The organism is Pseudomonas sp. LS-2 (assembly GCF_003605735.1).
In the GTDB taxonomy this organism is placed as follows: domain Bacteria; phylum Pseudomonadota; class Gammaproteobacteria; order Pseudomonadales; family Pseudomonadaceae; genus Aquipseudomonas.
Genome location: NZ_QXTJ01000040.1, coordinates 176,180 through 197,849, shown reverse-complemented (window position 1 = coordinate 197,849; position 21,670 = coordinate 176,180). Strand labels below are relative to the sequence as shown.

17 protein-coding genes are annotated in these 21,670 nt (G+C 53.0%); 12 read left to right on the top strand and 5 right to left on the bottom strand.

Translation table 11 applies throughout. The features are described 5' to 3' along the window. Positions 1-15 precede the first annotated feature (15 nt). Entirely contained in the window at positions 16-1,005 is a 990-nt protein-coding gene (locus D3M70_RS26550; protein WP_133306526.1) for a hypothetical protein, read from the top strand. Further along, a complete protein-coding gene (locus D3M70_RS31790; protein WP_133306525.1) occupies positions 995-2,506 on the top strand; it encodes a hypothetical protein in 1,512 nt (503 codons plus the stop codon). Before D3M70_RS26550 ends, D3M70_RS31790 begins: the two co-directional genes overlap by 11 nt. A gap of 134 nt (positions 2,507-2,640) precedes the next feature. On the opposite strand, the gene D3M70_RS26545 is transcribed toward D3M70_RS31790, so the two are convergent. Then, positions 2,641-3,102, bottom strand: coding sequence for a transcriptional regulator (locus D3M70_RS26545; protein ID WP_120128689.1), 462 nt, complete (start codon positions 3,100-3,102; stop codon positions 2,641-2,643). A gap of 949 nt (positions 3,103-4,051) precedes the next feature. On the opposite strand from D3M70_RS26545, the gene D3M70_RS26535 reads away from it, so the two are divergent. The 5 genes from D3M70_RS26535 (at position 4,052) to D3M70_RS26505 (ending at position 8,138) form a co-directional block, all read left to right on the top strand. Next, on the top strand, positions 4,052-4,786 hold the full coding sequence (locus D3M70_RS26535) for a metallophosphoesterase (protein WP_120128685.1): 735 nt from the start codon (positions 4,052-4,054) through the stop codon (positions 4,784-4,786). Between the two features lie 92 nt (positions 4,787-4,878). After that, positions 4,879-5,121 (top strand): hypothetical protein, encoded by a 243-nt coding sequence (locus D3M70_RS26530; protein WP_256660001.1) that lies wholly within the window; start codon positions 4,879-4,881, stop codon positions 5,119-5,121. 312 nt (positions 5,122-5,433) lie between these two features. Then, entirely contained in the window at positions 5,434-5,838 is a 405-nt protein-coding gene (locus D3M70_RS26520) for a DUF6957 family protein (RefSeq protein ID WP_120128682.1), read from the top strand. A gap of 124 nt (positions 5,839-5,962) precedes the next feature. Next, complete coding sequence (locus D3M70_RS26515; RefSeq protein WP_120128681.1) at positions 5,963-7,300, top strand: hypothetical protein; 1,338 nt, start codon at positions 5,963-5,965, stop codon at positions 7,298-7,300. A 505-nt stretch (positions 7,301-7,805) separates the two neighbouring features. Next, complete coding sequence (locus D3M70_RS26505) at positions 7,806-8,138, top strand: hypothetical protein (protein ID WP_120128678.1); 333 nt, start codon at positions 7,806-7,808, stop codon at positions 8,136-8,138. 224 nt (positions 8,139-8,362) lie between these two features. Here the strand turns inward: D3M70_RS26505 and D3M70_RS26500 are convergent, their stop codons facing one another. Beyond that, positions 8,363-9,418: a hypothetical protein gene (locus tag D3M70_RS26500; protein WP_120128676.1), complete on the bottom strand. Its 1,056-nt coding sequence runs from the start codon at positions 9,416-9,418 to the stop codon at positions 8,363-8,365. A gap of 339 nt (positions 9,419-9,757) precedes the next feature. On the opposite strand from D3M70_RS26500, the gene D3M70_RS26495 reads away from it, so the two are divergent. The 3 genes from D3M70_RS26495 to D3M70_RS26485 all read left to right on the top strand — a co-directional run bounded on the left by D3M70_RS26495 (position 9,758) and on the right by D3M70_RS26485 (position 13,948). Further along, on the top strand, positions 9,758-11,107 hold the full coding sequence (locus D3M70_RS26495) for an RES family NAD+ phosphorylase (RefSeq protein ID WP_120128675.1): 1,350 nt from the start codon (positions 9,758-9,760) through the stop codon (positions 11,105-11,107). 173 nt (positions 11,108-11,280) lie between these two features. Then, positions 11,281-12,885 carry an ATP-dependent endonuclease gene (locus D3M70_RS26490; RefSeq protein WP_120128819.1) on the top strand — a complete coding sequence of 535 codons (1,605 nt, stop codon included), beginning with the start codon at positions 11,281-11,283 and terminating at the stop codon, positions 12,883-12,885. Next, positions 12,878-13,948, top strand: coding sequence for a UvrD-helicase domain-containing protein (locus tag D3M70_RS26485; protein WP_120128673.1), 1,071 nt, complete (start codon positions 12,878-12,880; stop codon positions 13,946-13,948). Before D3M70_RS26490 ends, D3M70_RS26485 begins: the two co-directional genes overlap by 8 nt. A 73-nt stretch (positions 13,949-14,021) precedes the next feature. Here D3M70_RS26485 and D3M70_RS26480 read toward each other — a convergent pair whose 3' ends face one another. From D3M70_RS26480 to D3M70_RS26470, 3 genes are all read right to left on the bottom strand, one after another. Continuing rightward, the gene (locus D3M70_RS26480) at positions 14,022-14,972 is read right to left on the bottom strand and encodes a hypothetical protein (RefSeq protein WP_120128672.1); all 951 of its coding nucleotides are present in this window, start codon (positions 14,970-14,972) and stop codon (positions 14,022-14,024) included. Positions 14,973-15,166: 194 nt separating this feature from the next. After that, entirely contained in the window at positions 15,167-16,303 is a 1,137-nt protein-coding gene (locus D3M70_RS26475) for a hypothetical protein (RefSeq protein ID WP_120128670.1), read from the bottom strand. 4 nt (positions 16,304-16,307) lie between these two features. Further along, positions 16,308-17,231 (bottom strand): hypothetical protein, encoded by a 924-nt coding sequence (locus D3M70_RS26470; protein ID WP_120128669.1) that lies wholly within the window; start codon positions 17,229-17,231, stop codon positions 16,308-16,310. Positions 17,232-17,523: 292 nt separating this feature from the next. On the opposite strand from D3M70_RS26470, the gene D3M70_RS26465 reads away from it, so the two are divergent. Both D3M70_RS26465 and D3M70_RS26460 read left to right on the top strand, forming a co-directional pair. Then, a complete protein-coding gene (locus D3M70_RS26465; protein WP_177418483.1) occupies positions 17,524-19,785 on the top strand; it encodes an McrB family protein in 2,262 nt (753 codons plus the stop codon). Between the two features lie 3 nt (positions 19,786-19,788). Beyond that, a complete protein-coding gene (locus tag D3M70_RS26460; RefSeq protein ID WP_120128665.1) occupies positions 19,789-21,393 on the top strand; it encodes a DUF2357 domain-containing protein in 1,605 nt (534 codons plus the stop codon). Positions 21,394-21,670: the final 277 nt, after the last annotated feature.

The following is a 21,670-nucleotide window of genomic DNA, read 5'->3' as shown; positions in this document are numbered from 1 at the left end:
ATCGGAGGCCGTCCAGTGCTTGATTTCGACCCTAGAATAACTCACATGCGAGATCAGCTACTGGAGAGCCATCCTATTGTTCTTCGTAGTTACTTTGTTTTGACGCCGACCATTGAGTGGGCCTACAAACAGGTTCGCGAGCAAGTTTGGTTGAGCATGCCTAGCGTTTACTTTCAATCAGTACCCCGGATGGGAAAAACTCAGTGTGCGACCGCCATCGTAGCGATTTTGCGTAACGATTTTCCCAATCGGTATGTGGAATTTGTCACCGCGGATATAGCCCGAGAAGAAACTGTTATCCACTCCATGGTCAAGGCAATTGGTTTAGTAATAAAAAGTAGGACTAACTTAAGCGGTATTCGAGATGCAGTAATTGATCATGTTATCTGCGAGCTTGCCAGCCTCGGGAGTAATCATTTTATATTGGTGATTGATGAGATGCAAGCTCTGGATTATAAGGACTATCAGCATCTTCAAGTCCTGCAAAATATCTTAAGTACCCGTGGTTTGAAACTCACGACCGTTGGCTTCGCACAAAATGAAATCGACACTGTCCGAAACTCGTTACATGCTGGTAATTACATGGCTATATTGGCGAGATTTCTAGGTCGAAAAATTGATTTTGTTGGCTGCGGAAGCGTTGAGTGGCTTGCTGCAATTTTAACGTATTTCGACGAAGGGTCGGCCTATCCGCATGGCAGTAAATGCAGTTTTACCGAATTCTTTCTACCCAAAGCATTCCATGCAGGTTTCAGGCTGGTGTCGATAGCTGATGAAATTTATCGGCATTCGATGAGCTGCGTGTTGGCGGTGGGTGCAAAAACAATCCCGACCGAGCATATTTTCCTAGCTATGTCTTACCTGCTTGTCGGCGCACGACTGAAAGACGAAGAGGGTTTTGCGTTCAATGAAAAAGATATTAAAAGCGCAATTGCGAGCTCTGAAATGAGTCAGTTCGCTGCGTTAATGAGTGCCAAACCACCGAAGACCCCAGATGATGAATGAACGCCAAGTATTATCATTCATAAGGCGCCTAGCACCTTTCGAGTCGATTTGGCTGATACTGGTCAAGGTGCTGCTCATCAATAAGGTCAGCGGGCGCCAGGTGATCGATTTAATTAAGAATCCAAGCATCGAAGACTATCTTAGTTTTAGTTGGTGGGCAAAAGGCTCCATCGACCAGGGACGGCTGGAAGATACGCTCGGTTTCCAGCGTGGTGCTTTGGATGACAGCTTTCTTACGATGATACCCAGAGACCACCTTCATTACGCTGGGCCTCAAGTATGGCATTGCCCTAGTTGCATTAAAATCGGTTACCATTCATCTATATTTTGCCTCCAAAAAATTCAGTCGTGCCCATGGCACGGTGATAAACTTGTTAGCTGTCCCAAGTGCTACGAATTGTTAAATTTGCTCCATCTTCCGTCACAACACTCGAGAAGCTTTCCATCAGATCCTGAGCGCGTTTGTCCACATATCTCGTCACTTGCTGGGCGATTTGTTATCCCTGATTTTTCAGCGCCGATATTCCAGGTGATGAGTTCTTGGTATCGTGACTTTACTGTGTGGTTAGCGGCTTCGAAAAAACTAGTTGGCGGTGACATATTTCGTTGGATAGAGTCACGAAACTTTAAGCACGACCTAGATGATATGATATTGCGATATCTGGACGAGAAACTTCATGTCCCAAAGCCATTTAATGCTCGTTTGAGCTTTCCTGTAGCGAGGCTTAGTCTTGAATACTCTTTTGAGCGAGAGGGCGGAGTTACCGGCTTTTGGGGCGCTGACCCCGGCCAGCGCAGACTATACGACATCCAGTGCATGGCCGTTGTATCGATTTCTAAAATAGATCAGATTCGGTGTGTGAAATCTCTCAGGAGGTACCTATGGAAAACGTATATTTCAAAACATAGAAAATGCCTTCGCGCCTTCGTCAACTTAACGCTTCACCAGCGTATGCATTTGCAGCGTGGGTCTAGCTGTTTTACCTCGCTGGCATATGTTTGTTGGCTGATGAATGCCTTAACGACAAATGATTTGGCGTTAGCGCTCGGGAGAGGTCACTGTACATATTCGACATATGGTAGCCGTGACCATTGCCCGTTAGCGGAATTTAAGAATAGCCTTAATAACAAATTGGTGCGATTCTACAGCGTGTGGGGTGCTCTCTTGATCGGTACTGCTGAAAGCGGAGATACGGTTGTGAAATTCCACAATCTGAAGGTAGAACAGACCCTTAATTCCAGTTTCTCTTGTACGTACAAAGATATTCCATGGTCACCTTCGCCCGATGATTCTGAAGAATATGGCGCTTACTTCGTATCGCCATTTCACTTGAAAGAATTGTCTGACCTGCGCTGCGGATGCACATCCGTCACAGCGGACTATGTACCACCACATATTGCCGAAGACACAGTTGAACGATTCTACCCTGATGCAGCATCTCTTTTGAAGTTTATTGATCCGCAGAAATCCAATAATATAAAAAATTACATTTATTTGTGAGCTATTGAACGCGACTTGCTTTTTGGCTGGCAGCTCTTCTGAAAGGTATCTTCATTGCGTTATATACGGTTCTGCCGGGGTGATTATTGGGGCCAACATTCGCGATATGATAATAACCCTATGCAATCAACTGGCTAGTCGCGCCAATACCTGCTGACAGTCATCTTGTTCACACCAAGATTCTGAGACGTCTGCGCCTGGGTTAAGCCCTGGGCTTTGCACTCCTGAATTGCGGCCTTCAGATCGCGATCAATCACCCGGCCGGCTGGCCTGCTACGTAGCCCACCGTCATCCAATTCTGCCCGCGCTGCCGCGAGGGTGCCGTCGGCATCCAATTCGCGCATTTGCTCTGCGAATCTCTCTACGAGCGTATCGAGGGGTATGCCTTCCTGGATCAGGCTGGCTGCGCCGACTAGCAATAGGGGAGACGCCCCGTAGGCTTCCGACAAGTCCTGCAGTTTGTCCAATGTCGGACTCGATTTGCCGTGCTCAAGCTGACTCAGGTACTGACGATTGCTCCCTTCGGGAATTGACTCCTGAGTCAACCCTTTGTGAGCTCGTAGCGCGCGAAGGATCGCGGCTAAAGGTACCTTCATCGACACAGGCAATCCTCAAAACCGAGGATGTAGCCATGTTGTGTCGTAACACTCTACCGTATATAGTAGTCGTACAGTTACGGCGTGAGCACGTGTCTCGATCTGCCTCAACGTCGGTTCTGGCGGGAGTGTGAGGACAACGGCTCAGGGCGACATCCCTCTACCAGATATCAATTTAGCCCTAAACCGTCGATTGTGATTTTTATCCTCCAGCCTTCGACAAGCAGCAGAGCCTAGGCCATCAGTGGTTACGTACGGGTTTCGGTAATTTGCTGCGGTGGGGTCACGCGACTGGATGCGCCGCCAGTAGTCGCTAATGGTACCTAGTGGTGGAAGCTTGGACGGGCTGGCTATCAAACCGCTATTGGAAATGCATTGAACGCTGGACATCACGCCTGGACAGATCGAGTGAATTGTCATGCCTACAGACTATAAATCCCTGAACAGCTTGCAGACCGCCGCGGAGGCCAAGACGACCTCGATTCCCGCAAGCGTCGAGCGTGCCATGGGTGTGCGGTTTGAATTTCCGACCACCGCTTACATGTGCTGCGCGAGGGTAGATCACGAAGTCAACTGCCTGGTAGGTGTGGTTTACCAAGAACAACGAGGGCGTTTTCGAGATGGGGCGACCGTTTGGACGTCCTCGCTACAGCGGCGGTTCGAGAGCTGCGGGTACCACGTATTCGAAACGCGCAATGGAAGCTCATACGTCGTTTGCGGATGGGCACCAGACGGATTGAGCCCACAATTTTCTGGCGTACGCCACTAGGCATTTGGGACACGAATCCCGCAAGCCAAGCCGTTAACGGCCATATGAACTATCAAACGTATTCGAATACAGCAAAGCTCACGACGGTGCCCGTGAGAAGGTCAAACAGGTGTGGAAATACTCACATCGCGCAACCTGCAAACCACGTTAAAACACAGCAAATTCCCAAGTGACCTATCGATGAAGCTTCGAATTTACTCAGACCTGCATAACGAATTTCACCGCTTCGACCCTCCAGCCCTCGATCCCGATGTCGACTTGGTCATCCTCGCGGGCGACATCGACAAGAAGGCCCGTGGCGTGAAGTGGGCAAATGAAACGTTCCTGTGCAAGGTGGCTTACGTAAGCGGCAACCACGAGTACTACGACGGCCATATCGACAGGACTCTGCACAAAATGCGAGATGCCGCAGAAACCCACGTCCATGTCCTAGAGAATGATCCGCTCATCATCAATGGTACCCGCATCTTGGGCACTGCAGCGTGGACGGACTTTTCCGCAACGGGCGATCAAGTGGCCGCGAGCAGAATGGCTTGGGAATGGATGAATGACTTCAAATACATCCGGGCTGATGCGGGATATCGACGCCTGAGACCCGATGACCTCGTCACTCGCAACCACGCCGCAAAGGCCTGGCTGATCCAGCAGCTTGCCCAGCCTTTTGAAGGCAAAACTATTGTGATAACCCATCACTCACCATCGCCCGTGGTCGTCGGGACGAAGCATGACGGACACCTCAACGCGGCATACACCAATGATTGGCCAGGCCTTATCGAGAAAGTTGATTTGTGGGTGTTCGGCCATACCCACCAAGCTGTGGACGTCGAGCTGGCAGGCTGCAGAGTCGTCTCGAATCCCCGCGGTTATCCCAACGAACAAACTGGCTTCGACCCATTTTTTGAGATTTCGATTTGATCACTAATTTTGCCCGTAAAAGTGTGCCGCCAGAGGAAGCCGTCGAGCACCAGCGCCAGGTGGTTCCTGGCGCAGTTATCCGAGCTCAATCCATGGATTGGGGTGTGACCATTGACGCGTACCTGTACGACGCTGCAAGGGTAGGGCAGCGCTACGCTGCGATTGTGTATGGAGACAAATCCGGGGCTAGCCTAGACGGCATGACTGTTGCCACCCCAGCGCTCGAACTTGTGAAGAAGCATTCAGGGTTTAAGCTGATGCGTACTCCGAGCGGGGAGCATCACTTTCTGATTGTGAGTGAGCTCGACGCCGCTGGAAAAGCTGATGACATCTAACATTGAGGTTCCAAGCGAACTTCTTCAAGCTGCATCGCTGAGATTCAAATCTAGGATCAGTGGGTTCCTTTGGCGGGCGTTCCCTCATGGGGCGTGCCTGGCCGGCGAGATCTATCGGGATTTGAGCCATCGCTTCCTAGAGGGTGATCTGATACAGACCTCAGCGATCATGCAACTGACCAGGGAGCATGAGTATTTGCTCGCCCATACGTTTACGGGCAGCTGCTATGTACTTATACAGCCGGCAGGCAACGTGGAACAGAATTTTGGACACCTCTATACGCACGAGGTACCACAGGGATTGGAGGAGTGATGCATCTACCACGTATCGCGGAAGCCATCGCGCTCGACGGCGAGCCGCTATCTGGAGCGTCTGACGCGGAAGCCGAGCTCATCCGGTCACGTGTCGCAGAAACGGGCAAAGCATACTGTGCTGCAGTTGCTTGGGTCATTATTGATGTACTCGATGTGGATGCCGCCCCCTTGGCTGCCACAGGGCGGGTACCTATTGTCTTGTTCACCCATAGCGTGCTGCTTCACAGCACTGGAGATTATGAGAACGGCGTGCGCATCAAGACCGGATATGCGACCAGTTACGACGGTCGGGGTATTTTTGAAACCAGTGACACGATCTTTGTGCTCGTGGGCCAGGGCTTTAGAAAGTCTGTCTCGATCAAGCTTCTGAATCAGGTTCCTTCTAGATCTTGGGCCCCTTAACTTTATTCCCTTCCTTCGGCGTTTCAGGATCAAAGGGCAAGACGGTCGTAGGACACGCATGGAGCTCCTGCGTTGAAGGCTAAGAGTCGCGAAACGCAAAGAAAGGCGTTCCAGTGAGGTCAATATGAATACGGATATTCTCGATGCTCTGAAGAAGCTATGGGAGCTCCAGCGGCTTGGGCCTGAGGGGCTGTGGAAGGAACCTGTCTTCGACGAGCTGCGAAAGGCGTGTGCGGCCAAGTATCAGCAGGGTAAAGTAACGTTCGGGCTCACATTCGCCTTGGATCATGCGCTGAAATCGTTGGGCCTGGCGTGCTTGTCTCCATCGTCAAGGAAATCCAGCCCGTTTGATCCATTCCTCGCCTCGAGCATGCTTGAAGCCGCGTTCGCTCAGAAAACGATGCGGCGTAGATACCTGTGCCCGCTCGACCTGGCTGAGCAGATTCCACCAATGGCTTTCGGAAATGCTAGGGTCGCGGTGTTCACTGCTGCCGAACTGGATGTGCTCTTCGATAGGTCGCGACTCGCCAGGTACTATCCCAATCAGGATCTAAATTTCGACGGTTTCTCTCAATTTCACTGGCTCGTAGTTGAAGAGATTGTACCGACGGGAAAGGATGCTGGTGATCGAGCTGTGCCTGCCTTCACGATGATGATGAGTAGAGACTTCGGTGAGATTGATCCTCATAAAAGCCGTTTCCCAGTGGCTGTAGAGAAAGCGCTTTTTTTCTTGTTGCTTGCGCGGTGGGAGGAGTGGGCGATGATGCCCGAGGTCGATTGGCGAGGTTTTCGAATCCCTTGGATTTATCAGCTAGACGATGACTTATTTGTCGCGCCATCAATCCCGCGCGGCCCAGACAGCCTGTCTTGGGAACCGTATATTTACCAGGATAAATGGGGAGAGCCTGAGGAGATTGAGAGACCGGTAGAGCTGAGGCTTACTGATGCCGCCACCGAATGCCTTGCGGGCCTTGGCGATGCCCACTGGCAAGCGTTCCATACCGCCCTGGACTCTGAGCTGTTCGAAACTCCGATCATGCATTTCCTGGTTCGAGGATTTCTGTCGGATGGCATTGACGAATTCATGGCCCACTTGACTACCGTCGAGGCGGCCCTGGGTTTGCAACATGATCATGATTCCAACAGCCGTCGCAATTTCCCGAAAATAAGCGCCACCAAGAGGGTCGGCAGACGCTTAGCCGCCGCGCTGAATGATGCCGGTGCTGCTGACGTGTATGACCAGCTTTTTAACGTTAGGAGCGCTTTCATTCATGGCCGTGGGGGCATGAGCAAAATACCCACTGCGCAGCGCGTTCAGGCACGGACGATTGCATCGAAAGCCTGTGCAGCCTTGGTCGATTTGGCGAGTCATTCGAGGTTGTCCCGCGATCAGATTCTCGACGATCTATTGGAAAAAGGCGTGAGACTTGTAGGTATGCAACGGCCCAAGCGCTCCCAGTGACTTCGCGCCAACAAGGTGAGAGGCTACGCAGGGTGAGAATCAAACTTGCCGGCATCGCGTCAAACGCATGGAATCTACGATCAGTCACTCAACTCCTGCTATGAGTGATCGCTTCGGGCTCTAAGCCGAACACCTAAACACAAGCCTTTCTGAATGAGTGAGTTCTGGTTCAATAAGCTACGCGACGCCATTGCACGAGCACGATCAGCCGTCGACCCTGAAGGGATTGCAGGGTATCTGCTAGGCGCCCTTGAACGACGGGGTAGGGTGACGGGCCTGCTGTTTTGCGATCAAAGCGGACGCTCGCGGGATGGATCTCCTATTCAGACCGGAATCATCCAAGATCGAGCCTGTGTTGAGAAGTACGAGCTCATCATCGCAAGCGATGGAGTACCTCGGGACGGAGGGTATGAGTCCACGAAAGCCCTTTGGAAAATCGGATAACAGCGGTTAGCAACCCTAGTAAACTCTACCGAATTGAGCAGACCGTCCTTCGAGATATCGCATGAATCCAGATCTAACTGAAGCAGAGATGCGCAGAGCGCTTTTTGGCGACGCTGAGCCTTTACCAAAAGTGGCCGTGCCACCGGAGCAGGGGCCGGCTCCAGAGGTGGTATTCGTGAACCCATCTCCGCCTGTGGCAAAGAAGAAGGCCGCGAAGGCTTTCACACCCAGGTTGAAGGTAACCCTGCGTGTCGGTAATGAGTTCGAAGGCAAAACATTCGAGCTAATCCACGAAGCCGACACGCTCAGCAAGCTTTTGGCAGAGCAGGAAGCAGTGAAGGCGGCCAGGAAGAAATATCGGTATGTCGAGGTGCTGTCAGTCAAGTCCATGTAGCGGGGTATCGACTCACCGCAACGATTGTTTATCTGCCGGAAATAATCCGTTAACGAAGCAGCTCTCACCACTGCCGTGATCCTGAGAGGTGCAACGCCATCAGTCCAGCCTGCTTTTGACGTCGTGCGGAGCAGATGACGCGCATAGGACATCTGAACGCGAACCGACCGTGTAAGGACGTCAGATCAGAAATATGGAACCCGGTCGGGCTCCAGTTATGCCTGCTAGTCGTTTATAAATTCCTCAAACTTGCGATGGAGCGTATGGCTTGGGTATCTCGAAATTTTTTCACTGCCCACTAGGTAGGATGCGATGGTTTTTGGCTTGCGCCCCATATCTCTGGAAGCTAATGACGAGACTGCGCCTATCAGCAGTCCGGTGCAAACCCGCCAGGGCTCATACGGATCACCCGAACTGAAAGTCGGCATTGCAATCATGGTTGCCGCCACGGGTATCCCTACGGAAAAAATGCTGTATACGTCCTCCTTGCGGAAAAATCCAAGTGTATCTCTGTAATCCGCTTTGGCCCGCTCAAAACGTTTAACGAAGTCACCCACTATGTACTGGGCGTGGCCCTTGTTGTTGCAGGCAGAAATCTCAGCTTTCAACTGATTCAACTCTGTCTGGAACTGAGCCCTGACCTCTGTATGCTCCTCACGGAACCGCAAAAGCTCGTCGATTTTTACGTGCGATAGATCATGGGGCAGCAGATCATTGATGGCCATGTTAGCCAGATAGGCGTTAGCGTCTTCGTCGTAAACGGCCTCGTTAAAACACCCTTCATTTGCGAAGTAGGTGCCAACAGCCCAGCAGTCAGATGAGTCTGTGGTGAGCTGTAGAGAACGCTGCTCCGCTACAGATGTCGCGAGGTAGAACATGTAGCCGCCGGCCAGATCTTCCGGTACCTCCAGGAAGCCGTCTGCGGTAACACGTTGGGTGAGCGATTCAAACAACGGCAAAAGTTTTGCTTCGATCTTGTCCGGGTTGATTCGGGTGAATGATTGGGACGAGCATCCAGCAGGCCATACCAACCGAGTGGTTGGGCGATTTCTGAGATAGTAAAAATCGAGAAATCGATGGGCTGCTTTGTGTTTTTCTTCCGAATCTAGAGCTAGGTTGACGACGGCACCGGCCTGTACAGCCTCCCTCACTTCAGCATCGTCCTGAGGCGTGTACCCGCCTGGTACGATTCGGTGGATACCATCCCAGACCAGCAACGAGCGCTTCAGCGCGTCGGTGTCCTGAAACTCAATGGAGGGGTAGTGTAAAGCGCGAGTCATATGGACATCCTTGTGAACTCTGGGTTGGTTATTGGAGGAGACTGAATCCCTTCGAGCTAGGACGCACCGTTTGAATCCAAAATGCGCGGCGATCGGGCCATAGATGTCTCCGCTGATCGAACGTGTCCGCCTACTCTGATCTTACAAGGCACGTTCACTTTGTGTAATGGGTGCAGCTGGCCTAAGTCTGGGTTGATCGGCAACCCATGTGAGCAACTTGATGCGACGATGGGCGACAGTATGCAGGGGAAGGCTGAAGCACTCATAAGCACAAAAAACGTTGTCGGTTCCCGGTCAACCTCCCGGCAAGGCTAATGTTCATAGGGAAATGGAGAATCCATGAGTAAGCTGGTATGCGTCGAATGTCTCAGCGATAGCTATTTGCATGCAAAATTTTCCGAGAATGATGTCGGCGAATGCGACTACTGCAACGCGGAGCGGCCGGTTGTAGCGCTGGAAGACCTGGTTGAGGAGCTTGAAGAAGCAATTGAGGCGTCATTTACCTACGCTGAGCAACCTCCTGCAGTCATTCATCATGGGTATCCTGAGGTAGGGCATTCGATCTTTGACGTGCTACAAATCGTGCTCGGGGCTGATGACATGGATTTGCTCATCGATCTTGAAGGGGAGCTACGAGAGCAGTGGAGCGAGTGCGAAGATGATGACCCGTTCTTCATTGAACAGACGTATGCATCCTCGCAGCTGACTTCAGACTGGGCTCAGATGCAACGAAGCCTTCAGTTCGAATCCAGGTTGGTGAATCCAGTGGTCGGTCAGGTACTGGAGAAGATATTTTCTGGGATAGGGGAGCTTCACACCGCGAGCGAACCACGTTCAGCGATCACCCTTGCGGGCCCAGGCCAACCCCTCACTGCCTTCCAGCGGGCAAGAAAATTTGAGGACGAGGAGGGTATGGCTGCTGCCTTGAAACATCCTGAGAAGTATCTTGGCCCAACACCGAGAGGTAAGGGATCGGCAGGTCGCATGAACGCCGCGGGCATATCAGTTTTCTATGGAGCAACTGATGACCAAACGGCCATAGCGGAGGTTTGTCCGCCAGTTGGCAGCTGGGTAGTCACAGCCACCTTCGAGGTCATTCGGCCGTTACGACTGTTGAACCTCGGTGACCTCGGTGGAATCCGCCCAGACGCAAATCTCAGCTACTTCGACCCAGTGCGCCAAGAGCAAGCCGAACGCTGTGCATTTCTTCGTGAATTGCAGCAACAAATGCTCATGCCAGTAATGCCTGAGAGCGCAGATCAGGGTTACTTGATAACCCAGGCCATCGCCGATTACCTTGCGACCAGCGAAACGCTTAACTTGGACGGCATCCTTTTTCCATCTGTTCAGGTGCCCGAAGATGAATCGCCTGGTCTGAACGCCATCCTGTTTCACAAGGCCAGCGGGGTCGAGAAAACTGAGGATCAGGATACGCTTGATCAGGTGTCCCTGTGGGAGTCGGATGAAGATCAATGGATTTTCTACCCTCAGATCTGGGAGGGCAGCCCACCTACCGAAGAGTCAGCACATGGCTTCATGGATCATATACATGCGCCCGAGGCCAGTCTGCGGCTCGCTAGAGGCGGCATTACAATCCATAAACTCCAAGGTGTGAGCTTCACATATAAGTCTGATCCAGTTCGCCACGAGCCCTGGTCAGGTGGGGCACGCCATTACGGAATTCGGTAATTTCCAGCGTCACTTGAACCCTGAATAACCGTAACGATTTAGCCATCGTCGAGTCGCAGCGGTGCGGTTACGTGTACTGCGATCGACAGGTACAACGATTCGCCTATAGCATCCCTGCAGAGTCGACGGAATCACCCAATAAACCTGTACTTTTCGCCAAGGGAATGACGATCATGATCACCAGAATTCACATCCGTGGGTACCGCATCTACAAGGACTTCAACCTTCTCCCCAACCCTAAAATGAACATTTTGGTGGGCGGAAACGATGCGGGTAAATCTACTTTGATGGAGGCGGTCTCGCTGGCCCTGAACGGCCGGATCGGCGGCCGCAGCGTTCTCGAAGAATTGAACCCGCATTGGTTCAACACTGAGCTCGTTCAGGAGTTTGTAGCTCAACGCACCGCCGGCAAGAAACCCGCACTGCCCGAAATACTGATCGAACTATACCTTCGCGATGACGATGAATTGCAGGTGCTTTGTGGTGCCGTGAACACGGCCGTCCCAACGCATGCATGCCCAGGCGTCTTTTTGAGGATCTACCCCAACGAAGAGTATCAGGACATGCTGGATGACTGGCTAAAAGCACCCAATGCCCTGCTGCCCGTTGAGTACTACACGTGCGAATGGCGATCGTTCGCTGACCGGGAGCTAACGAAGCGCCCGCGGGTGCTGTCCGTCGCAACAATCGACTCCAGGACAGTCAAATCCTCAGCAGGTGTGGACTACCACCTGCGTCAGATTCTGAGCGATCACTTGGAGACCACCGAGAAAGCTGAGATCTCGTTGGGCTTTCGTACGGTGAAAGCGTCGATGACTGAGGGTGCTTTGGCGACAGTGAATACAAGGTTCTCGACATTGGGTGCATCTTTGTTGGCGGAGCCAATGGCATTGGCTATGGATCAGACGTCGCGCACGTCCTGGGAAAGCGTCATTACGCCTCACGTAGACAACGTTCCCTTCTCGATGGCAGGACAGGGTCAACAAGCTGCGATCAAGATATCTCTCGCGATGAAGCGTCACTCAGCGAAAGTGAAGATCGTCATGATCGAAGAGCCAGAGAATCATCTCTCTCATACCAGCCTGTCGACGCTTCTTGACCGTGTAGAAAAGCTTGCGTCTGACGACCAACAGTTGTTTGTTTCCACGCACAGCACATACGTGTTGAATCGGCTTGGTCTCAATTCCCTGCACCTGCTGAATCGGAATCATACCTCGAAGATCACTGCCCTTGATCCCGGCACTGTACGGTACTTCCAGCGCCTGCCAGGTTACGACACGCTCCGTCTCGTTTTGGCTAAAAAGGTGGTCTTGGTGGAAGGGCCGTCTGACGAAATCATCTTTGAAAGGGTGTTCAACGACGCTCACCAGTTAAAACCCATGGCCGCCGGGGTCGATGTCATCAGTATGCGGGGACTTGCGCTGGCCCGTTGTCTGGAGCTTTGTGCTGCCGTTGATAAGCCGGTCGCTGTGATGCGGGATAACGACGGCATTAAGCCGGCGGATCTTCGGGTTCCGGTCGCGAAGTGGCTGGACGGCAAGAAGCGAGAACTCTTCATAGGCGAAGTGAGCGATGGCCGCACCCTCGAACCGCAATTGATCACAGCGAACGGTGAACCTCATCTACGGGATGTGCTTGGAATCACGCCAAAAGCTGACCTGGTGACCTGGATGACACGAGAAAAGACTGAGGGAGCTTTGCTCATCGCTGAGTCCCCCAAAGCCCTAACCGCCCCGAACTACATGAAAGAGGCGGCGGAGTTCATCCAGAATGCCTAACCATTTGACGCTCGCAGTAGCTGGCGGACGAAAGACGCAGGGCCTTGTCGATTACTGCGGAAGAGCGACTGATAGAAAGATCGCCGTGCTGACCTTCACCCAGACGAACCAGCAAGAGATCAGGTCGCGCTTGGCAAGCCAGGCAGGCGACAGCAGCACGATAGAGGTCATGGGCTGGTACACCTTCCTGCTTCGTCATTTTGCCCAGCCATTCCTACGCTTCAAATTCCCGGAAGATCGGGTCATGGGTTTCGACTTCGAAGGGCGACCGTTCCAGTTCGCCAAAGGAAGAAGTAGGTTCATGGACTCAGGAAATCGGGTGTATGCCTGCGAGCTCGGCAAGCTTGCCTTTGAACTCATGAAGGCGACGCCGGCACTCCTGCGAAGGCTCGAGTGCATCTACGACGAGATACTGATCGATGAAGTACAGGATTTAGCCAGCTTCGATTGGGAAATCCTGGAAGTGCTGCTCGGCTCTAAAATCGATGTGCGGATGGTGGGAGACGTCAGGCAAGCGGTTTTGTCTACAAATCCCCGAGGCCAGAAGAACAAGAAATTTGGCTACGCCGCGTCGCTTGAATGGTTTAGAGATAGAGAGGCTAAGGGGTTACTCACCATTGCCTATGCGACCGTCACCTACAGATGCAGAGTCGAGATTGCGACGTTTTCCGACACCATCTTCGACGCCACGTGGGGCTTCCCTAGCACTACCTCGGAGAACCTCAGTGAGACGGATCATGATGGAGTGTTCCTTCTCCATACTCAGCATGTCGATGAGTACGTCGGCCAATTTAGACCGCAGTGCCTAAGGCATTCGGTCAGCTCTGCGAAGCACCTCAATCTGGACTTTCAGAACTTCAAAGGTGTGAAGGGGGCGACGTTTGATCGAGTATTGCTCGCACCGACTGCCAATATCGAAAGCTTCATCAAGAAGGGCACAGCTTTGGAGGCCACGGCTGCTGCGGCGTTCTATGTCGCGGCGACGCGAGCTCGGCAAAGTCTGGCCATCGTTATCGATAAGGTTGGTACATCCACGCTGCCCGTATGGACTCCAACGCCTTGAAATCTGACGAGCCTGGGTTCGCCAGGCTTTGCAGGACGTTGCAGAACCGTCCTTTGCCGCAGTGTGAGACTGTCTACTTATCGTATCTAGGTGGTAGGGGGCAGTCGTAGTTCACATCGATCATGTCGAGATTCTTCAGATCGAAGTTTGCGTAGTCACGCTCATTCGACGTCCGTATTGCGGGTTGGCCGTAGAGAAACACGAACGCTGTCGGCTTGTCCTTCTTGGCAATTTTGGAAAGCCGCACCGCCATCAGGTTTTTGAGCTTGTAGTTTTCTATGAACGTGTCGGAGACGAAGCATGAGGTGATCAGGCTGTCGTCTCCTCGCTTGAAATTCTTTTTGAATTTGATTCGGTAGCCATTATTGGATTTCGTGCGGTCAACATACGCCCAGCCGTAGTAAATGATGGGGTGGTCAGGCAGGTCATCCAGATCCTGCTCCCAGATGCATTTGAAGATGCTGGCGTAGGGCACGTCCTGCCCGGCGATGTTCAAACGCCGGAACTCAAGGGTCTCATCGGAACGGTATCGGATGTATCTGCTGACTACAGATCGAACCGAGTAAATGGGCCCGACTATTCCTGATTCCCCTAGCTTCGGGGTGTAAGGGCGGGTGCTTCTCGCACGCTTCTTAGCTACATGAATGTCCGCGCCAGGCTCGACTGAATGCTCGTCATAGTAAGAGGCAGGCCGTTCGAGCTTGAACACGTCGACAATGGATTGGTCAACAGTTCTGCGTTCTTGCCCATCCAGATCAGCGGGTTCGAGCTCCAAGTCGACGGGGGCGCCGTTGGCAATACCGCACGCTTCACTATGAGCTCCGTAAACCTTGAAGTGCGGGACGACCCTCATATTCTGGACGTCTTTGTCCAGATTCGCGCAGGTTACCTGGGCTGAGCAGTCAGCAGCCGGACATACGAATGCGCGCTTGTTTGTAATCACCCCTGACCAGAACAAATCGTAGGCGCGATCAGGGTCGACAAAATCGTCAGCCTCAATGCTGTAGGCCACATCCAATGACATATTTCACCAAGTCCTTTTGAGCTGTCTGAAAGTGGTCGCTAGTATCGGCCATTGCCTCGCTCGTGAGCCAGAGTCTTGATGGGTGACCATGGTCTAATGAACTCGGTAGGGACGTGGGCGAGTAGTCACTGCTGAGCGGAGGACGGCTAGCACCTCACATTCCACCGGACACAATGCCTCCGCTCAGACCAAGACTACGGCGAAACCGCACCGCCGGCAGGAATCGATAGGGTCTTGAAGGTCTCAATCTTCTCGGATTCCAACTCCTTCAGAATCGTTTCCTTCGCGTCATTCTTGTCGATAGACCGCCCCGTGTTGTCAAAGCTGATCTGCTTGATCCTCAATTCAATCTCACTGTCTTTTTTCTGGCCCGCTGAAAATTCTGGGAAGCCCAGCGAGATGACGCAATCACCATCGAGGCCCGAGGTGCTGAACCGGAATTTGGCATCGATTCTGTGAAGGAACAGGCTAGGGCGGTAGGACACTTCTGAGAGAAAGTCTGAGTGCTCAAGGCTGAAGCCCTTCAAGTCCAGGTTCCGAATCTTTTCCTTCATCCAGTCCAGGGCTGCCGGGAGGAGGATGTCTGGGTCGGGCGAGATCCCGATGTCGACGACCTCCTGAAAGGACAGTGCGACCAATCTGCTGTGCTGCGTGAGCCCTAACAAGTAATTGAACCTGTTCTGGTTGGTAAAATCGCAAAAACGAATCGAGGTCGCCTGCTCACTTTCACTGATCTGCTTGACCGATTTGAAATGTGAAATCAGGTGCTTCGAAAGCGCCTTGTTTGTCGTCTTTGTTTCCGGCGCAGTGTGCGTGTAGATCAGGATGAGCTCGTCCTGAGCCTTGTTTTTCTTGATCTCGATGGAGCCTTTGAAATTTTTGTGCGAGTCAGCCCAGCTTTTGGAGCGGTCGACCCGTTCCAGCAGGTAGTCCATCCGGATCGTGTCGAGGTCTTTGTTGACTGGATAGAATTCTGGCGTTCCCAAGACCTTGAAGTTTACGAACTCAAGATCCAGCAGCTTGTTGACATCCATGACGGTAGGTATCGCATCCAGCAGGGTATCCTCACCTTGCCACTTGATCGTCTGGGTGGTGATCTTGGGGTTGTCTTCCTTGGTCGTGTAGGCAAGTTGAAGCTCGGAAAACTCGCTCGGACGTATCAATGACAGTGTAAGAGCAGGGATGGAATGCTCTTTCTCTGAGCTGTTGATGAAGACGCCTCGGCTCTTCAGGACGTGTTTGATGTCGCCGGCACTGATGTAAGGCTGAGCAAGGTAGGTACGCAGCGCTTCACCTTGGGGAAGGATAGAGTCAATATTTTGATTACTCACTGCATCACCCCCTGAAATCGGCTTGGTAGGATACGAATTCGACGATTGAAGCGAACTCCTTGTTCGCAATTGACAGCCTCGCAATGTCTGCAATTTCCTCATGATCTACGTAGTTGTAGTCAGGGAACGCGAGGGCCACCTTGTGAGGAAATTCCATGGCGATTTCCATCGAGAAGCCAATCATGCGTTTTACCGCTTCGAGGCTGAAAGGATCCTGACAGCAGATGAGCAGTGATTTCCTTTCATGCTCTTGGATGAAGAAGGGGATCAAACCACTGTTGAGGTATTCGGGAGGCAGTATCGTCCCGTTTGTGACCCTCTCGATGGGGCTTACGTTTTTCCCCGTAGAGGGGTAGAGGAAACGAACATTTTCCGCACCGAATCGATTTCTCGCGTACGTAATGGTGTCGAACAGAAAGCTAGCTCGGTAATTATCAATGACGTAGATGGTGCCATAGTTGGAGCTGTCGAGGTTTCGCGACCCCGCTACGTGACTGACCACATCCTCCTCTGCGTCCGATGCCGCACTGAACCAGCAGAGGATGCCAGCGAGCGACTGAGCGGTCGCGCCTGTGTAGCCCGAGTTGATCGACTTTTTCAACGGTGAGCGATTGAAGCACTCGACTGTCGTTGCAAGGTCGGTGAAATGTTCTTTGAACAATGGGCCAGGAGAAGTTGGGTACTGGCCGGATGTAAATTTCGAAGAAATAACGAGGTGCTTGAGGACGCCATCCTCCAATGGCGATAGGCAGCTGAAGACAAAATCGGCACCATGGGTTTTTCTGGGGTTGCCGGTCGTGCTGTGAGGGACAGGTTTCACACAGTCGAACTCGTGTCCCTTGAGTGCTGCCTTCCAACCAATCAGGTTGAGCAGCGACTCCGTGATGTGTTCACCGCGCTCGCCCAGCTTCTTTGACCATTCGCCCATCACACGTCCCTTGAATAATGAATATCTTGCAACCCTATGCGGCCAGAACGCTACGGAGGTTGACGGATGATGTCTAGTGGCAATTTGTCAGCAAATCGATGGCGGATTGTCTAGCTCCAGGATAATGGCTAACCCATCAAGCCGTTGCGTCAGCCTACGACTAAGTCATGCAGGGTGAGGGATAGTGAATGCTCTCGCTTACTTCCTGCTACATCAAAGGTCGGATCTGGCTTCCAGTCCGCAGCAGTGACATTATCTCGCCATCTAAAAATATCGTTGGTGGAGAATGGACTTGCTGGATCTTAAGGATGACGAACAGCTGAAGACTGCATGTATTAGTCTTCAGGAGCAGGTAATGTCCTTGGCGGGTAATCAAAGCTGGATCACCGAATTCCAGCGTTGGTTGGTGCGTGTCAGGGATGTGTCTCATGAAGAGTTCTTAAGCAAGGACTTCCAACTTGCGCTCTGGGACACCGAGGCTGTTTCGGCAACAGGCATGGGGCGCATCAACATTTCTGCGGTCGCCGAAAATTCGGCCATCGCAGAGAGCCTCTGGCATTTGAAGCAAAAGTTCGCGCAGACGAGCGATCCTTCTGAGAGTGAAATGCTCATCGCTGACGCTTGGGCTCAGATTGCGTCCGCAGTTGGTGGGCTGACCAAAAGAAACCCTCGACTCAAGATGTACCGCGTCTTCGCGTTGCTTTGCCCAGGCGCTTTCACGTCGATAGCGCATCATCGGAAACTGCGCGAGTTGGCTCATGCCTTGGGGATTCCACTGAACGGTCAGAGGCGTCATCTGCACCGACTCGTATTGAACCGGTTAGATGACGTGCTGGGTGAGGTGGCTGACGTATATTCCAGGGAGGGTGTCTCACGCTTGACGCTGCCTTGGCTGCTGTTCGTCAACTATGTTCAGAACCCAGAAGGCGAAGCCACCGAAATATCTGACCTAGAGACTGGTGACGAAGTACTCAAGCCCTTGCCCCCTGAGAGAAGGAGGCGCGGTTTGCTGGCGATTGGCGGAGGCCCTGCCACCATTCAAAGCATGATCGACTTTGCAACAGATGGATGCACTCGTGAAGACTTCATCCAACACTTGCAGTCCATTAACCCTCAATCAAAAACGTCGACTTGCAACACTCAGCTGAATGCTCTGATCGCCGAATGGGGCGTGCTGCGTGCCAACGCAAACAACCTGCAATTGACACCCCGCGGCGAGGCATTCCTGGAGTCGGGTGATCCAGATGAGATCATTGATTGGATGATCACCCGCATCTTGGGGTTTGACTATTTGCTGGCGGCATTGCGTGACACGCCGTTATCCAACCGCGATGCCATCCTCACACTCAGAAAAGCAAACCCTGGATGGACGACCGATTTCGCACCATCAGCGATTATTGGTTGGTTCAGGTACCTTGATCTGGTCACGATCTCCCAGAAAGTGCTGAGCCTCACCGAAAGGGGTAAGCAGTGGGTTAATCGCATTCACTGGGAGCCTAAGGGCCTTGCGAGTATTCCAGGTCTCAGCCCGTCCTTGGCTCAGGCCGCTCCAATACAGGTCGATATCGAAATTGAGCGGCCGAAGCTACGCGCCGTGATTGACCGCTTTGATCAAGAGTTTCGCTTTCCAGAGGAGCTGATCGGACAACTTGATGCTGGATTGTGGGGGCACCCGAGGCGTCATTTCGCGGTGCTGACAGGCTTGAGCGGCGCGGGGAAGACGCAACTTGCCCGTAACTATGCACTGAGTCTGTGGCAGGACGATCCCGAGCCAAGTGAAGGATTGCTGATCGTGCCTGTCCAGCCAGGCTGGCACGACTACACGAGTCTGCTGGGTTACGTTAATCCGCTGGAGTCAGACGCGTATGTGCGTACCGGCGTTCTGGATTTTCTCCTGCAGGCAAGCGCCAACCCGACGAAGCCCTACACACTGGTTCTTGATGAAATGAACCTCTCTCATCCGGAACAATATCTGGCGCCTCTGCTTTCAGCGATGGAAACCGGCGAAACGATCGTCTTTCACGGTCAAGTCGACGAGATCGATGGTGTCCCTCCAGGCATTCCGTATCCGAGCAACCTCGTGATCATCGGCACCGTGAACATGGACGAGACCACTCATGGACTGAGCGACAAGGTGCTGGATCGAGCCTCTGTGATCGAATTTTGGGACATTGAGGTCAAAGCATTTCCAGGCTGGGAGAACAGCTCGCTTGAGGATGAACAGATTTCAATCGTCAGAAATCTCATGTCCTCTCTCATGGATGTGCTTCGTCCAGCTCGACTGCATTTCGGATGGCGCACGCTCAACGACGTGGTCGGCTATCTGCAGCAAACACAGGCGGGTGGTATCATCGAGTTCTCACGTGCACTCGACCATGCCATTTATTCGAAGATACTCCCCAAGTTGCGAGGTGAAGACAGCCCTCGACTGCAGGAGGTCTTCACATTGCTCCATACCACGCTGAAACATGCGGGGTTGGGAATGTCGATGCGCAAGGTCAGGGAAATGGCGGACGACCTAGCTCACTCCGGCTCTACCAGATTCTGGCGGTAGACCATGTCGATCATCTTGCAGGTAGAGCAGGGGGATGCTCGATTTGACGTGCACCCAGGTCAGTTGAACCCAGGTTTCATGGAGAAGAAGACTTATTGTTTTACCGCGCTTGAAGGCTTTTCCTTTTACGTTGATGACGTCTTGATCGAGACGGTCGACCAAAATGGGGCGTGTGCATGGTTATGGTCGCCAGGCTTTTATGCGGGAGAGGTCGCGGCAGAGCTTCTGGATGACCAGGGGCGGACTGCCTCCAGTTACCGGCTGGACGTCTCAGCAGCTGATAACAAGCTTGGAGGCCAGGTATTCGCTGCCATGGTTGAGACGATTCTGGATTTTGACCCTACTCTCGTTCTGGGCACAGAAGAGGCTCAGTTTGGAATTGGCCATGATGGAGCTCTAACCAACCCGCATCTGCAGTATGCGAGGCTGAGACGCTATGGAGATCGGCTCCACCGCGCGCTCAAACAGATATCTCAGCGGCCGTTAACAATCTTGAAGAGCGACCGCACCTCGGTGAGTGCCCACACGGTCAAGCGGTTGGACTCTGCGTCCGTGCACAAGGCACTCAGAGGGCCAACAGGGCAAGCACTGTTGCATCCTGCTAGTACTCAGCGTCCGGCCTTGAACACTGTTCGCTTTGAGGTCAGCAGATCTTACGAGGAGGAGGACAATCCGGCGAATCAGGCCGTTGGACTTGTTCTCTTCGATGTTCTTAGACGCTGCCGGCAGGTGGTGAGGGGGCTTCAACATGCCGCCGCAACTGAGGTGGTCAGCGAAACCCGATCAGCGTTAACGCCAAGGCTCGTACGTCGAATCGCGTTCACCGAGGCGCTTGCTCGCAAGCTTGAACGGCTTCAACGCGCGAGACCTTTCTCTATCGTGACTGCTAGACGTCTATCGGCTGCTGGATTGAATGCGATCTCTGCTCACCCTGCATATGCGCGAGCTTATCGGTTTGGTTGGTACGTGTTGCGTTCAGGGTGGTTGGGGACGGATCCTGATGAGACGCTGTGGATCAGCCCAACATGGGAGATCTATGAGCGGTGGTGCTTTGTGACGGTAGTCTCAGAGCTGCAACGTCAGTTCCCTGAACTCGTCTGGAGCCGTGAATATCGATCATTGGGCTTAAAAGAAATCGTATGGCGGGGAAAAGCGGCCGATGTAACCGTTGAGGCGTGTTACCAAGTCCGATGCCCAGCGATTGATCAACCTGCGCATCGCGGTTTCCAGAGCTTATCGCGAGAGCGATATCCGGACATCATCGTGACGTTGGACTCGCCTTCGGCGAAGCGCTTCCTGGTTTTCGACGCGAAGTATCGCACCGCTCGCGCCAGCGTCCTCGATGCAATGGAGTCAGCGCACATTTATCACGACAGTCTCCGGTGGGAGGGCATCAAGCCTGACGTTTCATTGCTGCTGATACCTCGGGCAGACAAAGTAACGCCGCTTATCAGCCCGACCTATCATGCGGACTATGGGGTCGGAGCTTGGCAAATCGGGACTGAGTCAGAAGGGGAGGCACTGGGGATCGAGCTCAAACGTATTCTGAGTGCAGTACCAATCGCGGCCGCTCCGGCGCGTACAATTGCTGCTGGAACGGCGAAATAATCGATTGCGTCCCCAGCCTGAGTGAGGAATCTTTCCGGCTCTCCTGAGAGCTTAGAGTTGGAAAGGGAGTCTCTATTGAGTTCTCCGCCGATAAGCGCCACTACCGGCGGGGAACGGCGCCACTACCGGCGGGGAACGGCGCGACTGCTGAAGCTGTTTTGCGGGGCAGGTGCCGCGCGGAAGGCCAAACACGGCTGATGAGTATCTTCGGAGGCACCGTAGGCGGCAAGTTTTCCAGACCTCCAAGCTCACCAGCATTTTGGCGCGAGGGGGGGAG